Here is a 10,209-nt window from a genome sequence, read left to right on the forward strand (position 1 = left end):
GCTGGAGCGCGGTCGGACTAACCTCTTAGCTAAGGAGGCGTTATGGCTGGGGACGCGGCGGAGCGGTTCAATATTCACGACGCGAAGACCAACCTGTCGCGCATCATCGAGCGGGTGGAGCAGGGGGAGGAAATCGTGATCAGTCGGGCGGGGACGCCGGTCGCCAAGGTGGTGCCGTTGACGCGCAGGGTGAATCGGACGGCGCGGGGTTCACTGCGCGGACGGGTGACGCTGTCCCCGGATTGGGATTCGGCGGAGACGAACGCCGACATCGCGCGCGACTTCGGCGCATGAGTCTGCTGCTCGATACCCATGTGATCCTGTGGTGGCTCACCGATGATCCGGCGCTGAACGACGAGCTGCGCGAGCGGCTGGACCACGACCCCGACGTGTACCTCAGCTCGGTTTCGGTGTGGGAGATCGCGATGAAGCAGGCGTCGGGGAAGCTGGTCGGCCCGCCCGACCTGCCGGAACGAGTCGTCGGCAGCGGATTCCTGCCCCTGTCGGTAGACGCGCGTCACGCCATCGAAGCGGCGCGCCTGCCCCTGATCCACCGCGACCCGTTCGACCGCATGCTCGTCGCTCAGGCTCGCTGCGAGGATCTGGTTCTCGTCACCCGCGACCCCTACTGCCTGCAGTACGAGGTTTCCGCGCTGCGGTGTTGACTCAGGCGCGGAGGCGTTCGCGGCGGAGGCGGTCGACTACCGGGAGGTCGAGGGGGGTGAGGTCGGTGGGGGAGATGCCGAGGGCTCGGGCGATGAGGTAGTCGGCGAGTTCGGGGTTGCGGGCCAGGGCGGGGCCGTGCAGGTAGGTGCCGAGGACCGAGCCCTGGACGACGCCTTCGGTGCCGTCGCCGACGCCGTTGCCGACACCGCGGGTGACGCGGGCGAGGGGCTTCGCATCGGGGCCGAGAGTTGTTCCGCCGCGATGGTTTTCGAAGCCCGTGAGCGGAGCGGAGAGGCCTTCGAGCAAGGGCGTGGTTGTCACCTCACCGATGGCGCGGGTGTCCTGGGGTGAGGTGGTGACGTCGAAAAGACTCACACCGTCGACCTTTTCGCCCGCCGAGGTCTCGTACCAGTTGCCGAGTACCTGGATGGCGGCGCAGATGGCAAGCACGGGAGCACCTTTGGCGGCAGCCTGTTGCAGGCCGGGGTAGCGCTGCAGGTGACGGGTCGCCAGGCGCTGGGCGGAATCCTCCGCACCGCCGAGGGTGTAGATGTCGAATGAATCGGGGACCGGGTCGGCGAGGGTGATCTCGACGATCTCGGCGTCGTACCCGCGCATCCGCAATCGCTGACGCAGCACGAGCGCGTTGCCGCCGTCGCCGTAGGTACCCATCACATCGGGCAGCACCAGCCCGATACGCACAGTGGACTCGCTCATGCTGTTTCCTCTCGGCGTGCTCGGGCGCCCTCCGTGGTTACGCAAGCTGCCTCCTCCGGGCGCTGACCGATCATGCCCTGGCCTCCAGATCACGATTCAGATCGCGGAACGCGGTGTAGTTGGCCAGCACCTCGACATGCCCGGCGGGGCACGACGCGATGGCACGCACCGGATCGGGCACCAGCGTGTGCTCCACACCGGCATAGGTCAGGCGAACGGCCAGGTCGGTGGCCCTTTCACCGGAGGCGACCACCTGCACCCCTTCGAAGTGCTCGAACCGCACATCCCACAGCCACGACAGATCCTCACCGTCGGGCACCTGCCCGTTCACGGCGATCACCAGCCCGGCCGAGGACGGCTCGATCATCGACAGCGCCTCCTGCCACCCCGCCGGGTTCTTGGCGAGCAGCAGCCGCGCGTCGTGTTCGCCGACGGTGACGGTGCGGTAGCGGCCCGCGATCTCACGCACCGTTCCGGTGGCATCCGTGGCCTTGGTCGCATCGGCGCCGAGCGCCACGGCAGCGGCAACGGCCTGGGCCGCGTTCCCGCGATTGGCCCGGCCGGGCAGGGCCAGGTGCAGGGGCGCGCGGAAACCGTCGGGACCGCACAGCTGTTCGCCGTCGAGCCACCAATCCGGTTGCGGGCGATGGAAATCGGCGCCGGTGGAGCGCCAGTTCTCACCCTCCCAGACGATCGGTTCACCACTGCGCGGGCAGCTGGTGGCGTCGACGGCCCAGCCGCTACCCGCCGCGACCCACACCACATTGGGATGGTCGTAGGCGATCGACGCGACGAGCACGTCGTCGCAGTTGGCGATCACCACGGCATCGGGATGACGTTGCAGCCCGGCGCGCAGCTTGCGTTCGATCATGTTGATCTCGCCGACCCGGTCCAGCTGGTCGCGGCTGAGGTTCAGCAGCACGACGGCGGCGGGGTCGAGCGCGTCACACACATGCGGCAGATGCAGCTCGTCGACCTCGATCGCGGCCAGCGCCACCCCGGGGTGCTGGCTGAGCGCCGCGACGATGCCCGCGTCCATATTGGCGCCGTCGGCCTGGGTGGCGACCTGACCGAGGCTGCCGAGCGCGGCGGTGGTCATCCTGGTTGTCGTCGATTTGCCGTTGGTGCCGGTGATGAGCACCGTCCGGCGGTCGCGACCCAGTTGAGTCATGATCGTCGGATCGATTTTCAGCGCGATCAGGCCGCCGATCATCGAACCCTTGCCGCGGCCCGCCTTCTGCGAAGCCCACGACGCTGCCGCCGCCGCTCGCAAGGCCAGGCGCCCACGCACCGAGATGTCTGCCACGACGCGAGTCTATGTGCGCGGTGTTACGGCTGACTTTCGGGAGCGGTGTGAGCTGCGTCCGGTCGCGATCACAGTGGCACGTCGAACAGGTTGGGCAGGCCCTTGGCGTAGCGGTCGGCATCGATCACGCGCAGCGGTTCGAGGCCGGGCGTGCGGCGCAGATGGAACACCTCGCAGCGCGGCGCCGCCGAACCGGCCACGTCGAGCAGGGCGTTCACCGCCGCGCGGGCGGACTCGTTGGCGCCTTCCATCGTCGCCAGGTCCACATCGGTGCGCACGTAATCACCTGCGAGAAAAAGGTTTTCGATGGGGCCGTGCGGTTCGGGGCGGTGGTCCCAGGAACCGGCGGTGTTGATGAGCAGCGGGTCGGCATTGGCATTGCGGCCCCCCTGCCAGGAGATTCCCGGATCGAGGAACCACGAATGCACCTCGGCGGGACGCAACAGCTGTTCGCGATCGTTGAGATGCTCGCTCAGCTGCGCCCACACCTCGCGGAAGATCTCCTCGTGCGTGCAGTCGGTGGCCGGTTTGCCGTAGAGGATGCCGGGGGTGTGCCAATCGGAGATGTCGACCGACAGGCAGTCGGCCACCGAACCGTCGCCGAAGGTGGGCAGCTTGCGCGTCCACAACTGGTTCTGGCTGATCGAGGTGAGCGACCACGGCGAATCCACATATGCCGCGTGACCACGTGAGATGCGCAGCGGCGCCCGGAAATAGATCTGTATGCCGTTCATCCAGTCGACGTGCAGCCGGTCCATCGCCGCATAGTGCGGCGCCAGCTCCAGCACGTCGGCCGACCACAGGGTCCGCGCGTGTTCGACGGGCAGCGCGACCACGAAGTAATCGGCGTCGACCTCGCCGACCCCCGCCACCCGCGCGGCGGCGATGCGCCGATCGCGCACGACGAGCTCCTCCACTCGCGCGTTCAGCTCGAAACGCACACCGAGCCCGCGCAGATGCGCCACCCACGGGTCGATCCAGGCGGTATTGGTCGCGTTGTTGAGCACCCGGTCGAGGCCGCCGTCGTTGCCGATGCCCAGCGGGTTGCCGAGGAACTGCTCACCCATGCTGCCGATGGTCCTCGTGCTGGCCAGGTCTTCCTTGGCGGCCACCATGATGCTGGTGAGCGTGCGGGCCACGATGGCGCGGAACTCGTGCGAGCGCGTGTGCCCCTGCACGAAGTCACGCCACGAGGTGTGCTCCCACTGCCCGAATCGGCGGGCCTGGCAGCTGCTGTTGAACACCAGCAGCCGGTTGGCGAAATACGCGGCCTCGTTTGCGGGCATTTTCGAGGTGGTGGTGATCGTCGCGGTGAGGGTTTCGCGGACCGCGTCGGCGGTGGTCACGGGCAGGCCCGTGCCCGGCAGGGCGAGCGAGATGTCGTCGCCGTCGCGCCGGGAGAACCGCGCCTCGGGCACGGCGATCAGGTTGTTCCACACCCCATCGGCATTGCCGCGCACCGGGATTCGGCGCATCGTGTCGGGCAGGTTCCGGTAGAAGCCGGGGAAGAAACGGAAGCCGTGCTCACCGGGCAGGTCGGGCCGGCCGTCGCGCCCGGTGCCGGGAACGGCGATGCTGCGCGCTTTGCCGCCGAGTGCCCGCGCCTCGTAGACCGTCACCTCGAAGCCGCGCTCGGCGAGTTCGTGCGCCGCCGTCAACCCGGCCACACCACCGCCGAGCACCGCGACCCGGCGTCCGGGTGGAGTGGCCTTCGCGGGCACTCCTGTCACGGCCCCCGCCGCTACCACCCCCGCTGCGACCGTGCCGTGCAGAAAATTCCTGCGCGATACGGGCCACCGCTGTTCCGCCATACGCTGTTCAGCTGCCTTGCTCGAGTATTGCCTGCTATTTGCCACCACTCTAGAGCGCGGCGAAGACCTGGCTATATCGACCTGTGCGCAGTTCGCCGAGCTCGAAACCGACCGGTCACATGCTAGCGATCACCGGCCGGTCGCGGCGGCGATTCGGCAATCGGGTCCGGCCGTTCACCGGCGAACCGGGTAGGTGGCGGATGTGCGACAATGCCGCAGTGCGTGGGAATTGGTGGGGGCGCCGGCGGGCGCACAACGTAGTCACACGGGTTGTTCTCGTCGCGGGGATCGTCGGCTGTTCGGTGAGCATCGGCACGCCGACCGCCGCCGCGGCCCGGCCGCCCGCCATCGACGCCTCGGCCCTGCCGGGCGACGGGGCGCCCAAGCCGTACACCGAGGTCGAAGCGGCGAACCCGTGCACGAGCACGCGGACCAGCCCGTCCACCTCCACCCCACCGGCCCAGAAATTCCTCGGTCTCGAACCGGCCTGGCAGTTCAGCCGTGGCGCGGGACAGACCGTCGCGGTGATCGACACCGGCGTCGCCCGCCACCCCCGGTTGCCGAACATCATCGGCGGCGGTGACTACGTCGCCGACAGCGACGGCACCGTCGACTGCGACGCCCACGGCACCTTCGTGGCGGGCATCATCGCCGGTCAACCGTCCTCGACGGACGGTTTCTCCGGTGTCGCACCGGAGGCGCAGATCATCGGGATCAGGCAGTCGTCCAGCGCGTACCGGCCCAAGGGCCGCGAGGTCGACCCGAACGACCCCAAGAACGGCGGCGGCGTCGGCAATGTGTCGAGCCTGTCGGAGGCCGTGGTGCACGCGGCCAACATGGGCGCCACCGTCATCAACATCTCCGAAGTCGCTTGCGGCTCACCGACGATGAACGACCGCAAGCTCGGTGCGGCCGTCGCGTACGCGGCGACGGTGAAGGACGCGGTCATCATCGCCTCGGCAGGCAACAGCGACAACAAGGCCTGCACCGGCAATCCGGGGATCAACCCGCTCAAACCTGGTGCGGATCCGTGGGATTCGTTGGCTACTGCCGTAACTCCCGCCTGGTACGACGAATACGTGCTCTCGGTCGGGTCGGTCGACCTCAACGGACAGCCCTCGTCGTTCACCGTGCCCGGCCCGTGGGTGGGGGTGTCGGCGCCCGGTGAGCAGATCGTGTCGCTGGATCCCAACAGCGGTGGGCTCGCGTACGCGACCGTCACCAACCAGGGCGACAGCAATATCGCGGGCACCTCGTTCGCCGCACCGTATGTCGCCGGGGTGGCGGCGCTGGTGCGAGCCCGGTTCCCGCATCTCACCGCCGCCCAGGTGATCCATCGCATCCAGGCGACCACCCACTCCACCCCGGAGGGCTGGAACCCCTACGGCGGGTTCGGCACCATCGACCCCGTCGCCGCGCTCACCCACGATGTCGACACGACGACTCCACTGGTCAAGAAGCCGTCGAGCGCGGAGGGACGCCAGGTGCAGCTGGCCGTGCCGCCCACTCCGCCCGCGCCCGACAACACCGCGCGGAATGTGGCGTTGATCGGGCTGGGCGTCGTGGTGGTGCTGTGTGTGCTCGGCTATCTCGCCTCGTTCCCGATCGTGCGTGCGCTCGGCGGACGCAGGGACTGACCCACCGCCGCATCGACCGGGACAGGTGCCGGTTCGGTGGTCGGCGTCGAAACCGGAAGGGCCTTGGCGGTGGTCGCCGCGAAGGCTCCCGCGATGACGATCACGCCACCGAAAAGGGCTGCGGCCGTGGGCTGTTCGTCCAGGACGAGCCACGCTGCGGCGATGCCGACGACCGGGACGAGCAGCGACAGCGGGGCCACGGTACCGGCCGGGTAGCGGCTCATCAGGTACGTCCACAGCCCGGAACCACAGACGGTGGCGAGGACCGCGATGTAGGCGACGGCGATCAGCGCGGGCGGCCCGGTTTCGGCGGCAAAGGCCGAGCCGAGTGCCGCGAAACCGGTCGTCGGGCCCTCGACGGCCATCGACAGGGCGAGCAGCGGCAGCACCGGGACCACCGACATCCACAACGTCAGATGCAGCGGGTCGAAGCCGGGGGAGTCGGCGCCTGCCTTGCGGGCGCCGATATTGCCGAACGCCCAACCGAGGCCGCCCGCGAGGGTGAGTAGGACCGGCAGCAGCGTGGCATGGGCCATGCGGTCGGCACCGATGATCGTCATCCCGAGCACGGCGACCACCAGGCCCGCGATCTGCACCGGCCGCAACCGTTCGCGCAGCAGCACCGCGCCGAGCACGACCGTGAACGGCGCCGAGGACTGCAGGACCAGTGAGGCCAGGCCGGTCGGCATGCCGAGGTGCATGGCGGTGAACAGGAACGCGAACTGCGCGATGCCGAAACCGGCGCCGTAGAGCAGCAGCCAGCGTGTCGGTACGGCCGGGCGCGGAATGAACACGAGCACCGGCAGCGCGATGACGGCGAAGCGGAGGGCGGCGAAGAAGAACGGCGGGAAGTGGTCGAGGCCGATGCGGATGGCCAGGAAGTTCAGGCCCCACAGGACGACGACGGTCAGGCCGAGCAGGCGGTCACGGGTGGTCACATGGTCTATCGTGCGGTCGGCTAATCATCAGGACAATCGAATTAAAGTGGATGAATGAAGTAGATTTACTTCATGTTTTCGGTCGACCGGTTGCGGATTCTGCGGGAACTCGCCGAACGCGGCACCGTCGCCGCGGTGGCCGAGGCGCTGTCGATGACACCCTCGGCGGTGTCGCAGCAATTGAAGGTGCTCGCCAGGGAAGCGGGCGTCGCCCTGCTCGAGCCGGACGGCAGGCGGGTGCGGCTCACCGACGCCGGGCAGGCCCTCGTGCTCCGCGCGGACGACGTGCTCGCCGCCATGGATCGGGCCGTGGCGGAGATGGCGCACTATCGCGGGTCGCCGCGTGGTCAGGTGCGGGTGGCGTCGTTCCCGTCCGGTGCCGCCCTGCTGCTGCCGCCGGTGCTCACCGCGCTCGCCGACAGCGGTGTGCAACTCGTAGCGGGCGACGAGGATCTGCCGCCGAGCGAAGCGTGGAAGCTGCTCGCAGACTACGACATCGTGCTCACCCACCGCGACGAACGCGCACCCTCGCTTGCCGGGCCACGACTCGCCGCGCGGGTACTCATGCGCGAACCGATCGACGTGGTCGTCGCGGCGGATCACCCTCTGGCGGACCGGGATTCGGTACGGCCGGAGGAACTGGCCGACGAGACCTGGGTGAGTGTGCGCGGCGGTTTCCCGGTCGACGACGTGCTCAACTCCATCGCCACCGTCACCGGGGTGCGACCACGGATCGCCCAGCGGCTCAACGAGTTCCGGGTGATCGAGACAGTTGTCGCCTCGGGCTACGGTGTCGCGCTGATGCCACGATTCGCCGTTGCCCACCCGGACCTGACGGTGCTGCGGCTCGACGGGGTGCGGGCGGCGCGGGTGTACGAGATCGTCACCCGGCCGCAGGCGCATCGCCGTCCGGCGATCGCCACGGTGCTCGCGGCCTTCGAGGCAGCCGCGGAGGACGTGCTGACTCGCTGAGGCCGGTCGACTCGACAGGCGCGCATCGAGCCGGCCTGTGCGGTGCGACGGCCGACGTGGCGAGGCCACGCCGGCCGACTACGTCAGAACTGACCGTGCTGGTACTGGCCCGGCTGGAACTGCCCGGTCTGGAACTGGGCCTGCATACCCGGCTGGAACTGCTGCTGGCCGTGGTAGCCGAAATCGTCGGCGACCATCGCGGCCAGCTCCAACAGGGCGCGCCGGGTCGGCTTGCTCACCAGTTCGAGGTCGATCTCGGCGCCCTCGGCCAGGTGGTCGTCGAACGGGACGACCTGCACCGCGCGGGTGCGGTCGAGGAACAGCTTGCGCAGCTGGTCCAGGTCGACCGTCGAGGCACCGCGCCGCGACGCGTTCACCACCACGACCGTGCGCTCGACCAGCTTGGAGTAACCGTGGTGGTCGAGCCAGTCCAGCGTTGCCGACGCACTGCGCGCACCGTCGATCGCGGGCGAGGTGACCAGCACCAGCGAGCTCGCCATATCCAGCACACCGGCCATCGCCGAGTGCATCAGACCGGTGCCGCAGTCGGTGAGGATGATGTTGTAGAACGACTGCAGGATGCCGATCGCCTTGCGGTAATCGGCCTCGCTGAACGCCTCCGACACGGCCGGGTCCTGCTCGGACGCAAGCACTTCCAGCCGGCTCGGCGCCTGCGAGGTGTGCGCACGCACATCCGAGTAGCGGGTGATGCTCTGGTCCTCGAGCAGGTTGCGCACCGTCGAACGGGTCTGGCGCGGCACCCGGTGGGCGAGGGTGCCCAGGTCGGGGTTGGCGTCGATGGCGATCACGCGGTCACCACGCTGGGAGGCGAAGGTGGAGCCGAGGCCGACGGTGGTCGTCGTCTTACCGACACCACCCTTGAGCGAGAGGATCGCGATCCGGTAGTCGCCGCGCACCGGCTGATTCACCCGCTCGACGAGGTCGCGATGCACCACATCGGCCGCCGACTCACCCGGGTTGATGACACCACCGGACACCTTGTGCACAGCCTTGCGCCACCCGCTGCGCGGCGACTTACGCGCCCGCTTCAGCAGATTCAGGTCGTTGACCGAATGACCCGGCTGCCCGGGCTGCGTCATGTGCTGCGGCTGGAACGGCTGCTGCTGCGGTGCGCCCCACTGCTGGCCGGGCGCTCCCATCGGCGCGCCACCGGGGAACTGCCCCTGCGGCTGCATCGGCTGCCCACCGAATTCACCCGGTTGCGGTTGACCCGGCTGCCCGAACTCGCCCGGTTGCGGTTGACCCGGCATCTGGCCGGGCTGCCCGAATTCTCCGGACGGCATCTGACCCGGCTGGCCGAACTCGCCCGGCGGCGGACCCGGCGGCATCCCGCCCTGCATGGGCGGCTGGTACATCGGAGGGGGCGGCGGCGCCCAGCTGTAGATCGGCTCCGACTGCGGGCCCTGCGGCGCGACCGGTTCCTGTCCCGGGAACTGCGGCTGTTCCTGGCCCGGGAACTGCTGTCCGGGGAACTGCGGCTGATCGAACCCGGCCTGCGGTTCCTGGCCCGGATGCTGCGGCGGCGCACCGGGATACGGCTGCTCACCCGTCGGATACTGACCCGGCTGACCCGGCCACGGCTGCTGCTCCGGGGCATTCGCCACCGGGTGCGCGCCACCGCTCTGATACGGGTCGGGCACCGAAAACGTGTTCTGCGCAAAAGGTCCGGGCACGAACCCGCCCGGCTGGAAGACGGTCTGCTCGGAGATCCCGACCTCCGCCTCGGCGGGCGGCTGCTCATCGGGCTTGTCGGTGCTCTCGGCCGCCGGTTCGGCAGCGGCCTCGACGGCTTCGTTCTCGTCGTCGCGCACCGTCTGCACCCCGGAGGGACCGGACGCAGCGTCGGCCGTATCAGCCGACGGACTCTGCAGCCAGGGCGGAGAAGTCGGATTATGGTCGTTGTCGGTCACAGTTCCCCCACTTGCTCGATCGACTCGAGCAGGAAAGTCGGCCTGAATGTGCACTAAAACGCTAACACGGAGCTGCCTTACGTGAGGTCCCGGTGTACTGGCAGGTAGGCCGCCACCCCCCAGTCCGACAGCACACCTAAGTCCGCCACGACCGCATTCCCAGCCCCCACCTTTCCCCGACCTCGAGGAGGGGACGCCGCGAAGCGGCGTAGCGGCCCGGCCGCGCGAACA

At 69.1% G+C, this 10,209-nt stretch carries 9 protein-coding genes; 4 read left to right on the forward strand and 5 right to left on the reverse strand.

Translation table 11 applies throughout. From position 1 onward, the window contains the following. Positions 1-42: 42 nt before the first annotated feature. Complete coding sequence (locus tag NCO8_RS15645; RefSeq protein WP_067640394.1) at positions 43-294, forward strand: type II toxin-antitoxin system Phd/YefM family antitoxin; 252 nt, start codon at positions 43-45, stop codon at positions 292-294. Continuing rightward, complete coding sequence (locus NCO8_RS15650) at positions 291-665, forward strand: type II toxin-antitoxin system VapC family toxin (RefSeq protein ID WP_067640396.1); 375 nt, start codon at positions 291-293, stop codon at positions 663-665. The genes NCO8_RS15645 and NCO8_RS15650 overlap by 4 nt, the downstream gene beginning before the upstream one ends. Before the next feature lies 1 nt (position 666). Here NCO8_RS15650 and NCO8_RS15655 read toward each other — a convergent pair whose 3' ends face one another. From NCO8_RS15655 to NCO8_RS15665, 3 genes are all read right to left on the reverse strand, one after another. Beyond that, positions 667-1,383 (reverse strand): type 1 glutamine amidotransferase, encoded by a 717-nt coding sequence (locus NCO8_RS15655; RefSeq protein WP_067494578.1) that lies wholly within the window; start codon positions 1,381-1,383, stop codon positions 667-669. A gap of 70 nt (positions 1,384-1,453) precedes the next feature. Then, the gene (locus tag NCO8_RS15660) at positions 1,454-2,689 is read right to left on the reverse strand and encodes a Mur ligase family protein (protein ID WP_067640398.1); all 1,236 of its coding nucleotides are present in this window, start codon (positions 2,687-2,689) and stop codon (positions 1,454-1,456) included. A gap of 68 nt (positions 2,690-2,757) precedes the next feature. Then, positions 2,758-4,419, reverse strand: coding sequence for a hydroxysqualene dehydroxylase (locus tag NCO8_RS15665; RefSeq protein ID WP_245655382.1), 1,662 nt, complete (start codon positions 4,417-4,419; stop codon positions 2,758-2,760). 383 nt (positions 4,420-4,802) lie between these two features. Between NCO8_RS15665 and mycP the strand changes: the two genes are divergently transcribed. Beyond that, complete coding sequence (gene mycP / locus NCO8_RS15670; protein ID WP_243750020.1) at positions 4,803-6,137, forward strand: type VII secretion-associated serine protease mycosin; 1,335 nt, start codon at positions 4,803-4,805, stop codon at positions 6,135-6,137. Here the strand turns inward: mycP and NCO8_RS15675 are convergent. After that, complete coding sequence (locus NCO8_RS15675) at positions 6,086-7,075, reverse strand: EamA family transporter (RefSeq protein ID WP_084457207.1); 990 nt, start codon at positions 7,073-7,075, stop codon at positions 6,086-6,088. The two genes, mycP and NCO8_RS15675, sit on opposite strands and share 52 nt — an antisense overlap. Positions 7,076-7,147: 72 nt before the next feature. Between NCO8_RS15675 and NCO8_RS15680 the strand changes: the two genes are divergently transcribed. Next, positions 7,148-8,047 carry a LysR family transcriptional regulator gene (locus tag NCO8_RS15680; protein WP_067640403.1) on the forward strand — a complete coding sequence of 300 codons (900 nt, stop codon included), beginning with the start codon at positions 7,148-7,150 and terminating at the stop codon, positions 8,045-8,047. An 83-nt stretch (positions 8,048-8,130) separates the two neighbouring features. Here the strand turns inward: NCO8_RS15680 and NCO8_RS15685 are convergent, their stop codons facing one another. Further along, positions 8,131-9,879, reverse strand: a complete 1,749-nt coding sequence (locus tag NCO8_RS15685) for a MinD/ParA family ATP-binding protein (RefSeq protein WP_439951678.1) — start codon at positions 9,877-9,879, stop codon at positions 8,131-8,133. Positions 9,880-10,209: the final 330 nt, after the last annotated feature.

The sequence above is a fragment of the Nocardia coubleae NBRC 108252 genome (assembly GCF_001612805.1).
Classification (GTDB): domain Bacteria; phylum Actinomycetota; class Actinomycetes; order Mycobacteriales; family Mycobacteriaceae; genus Nocardia; species Nocardia coubleae.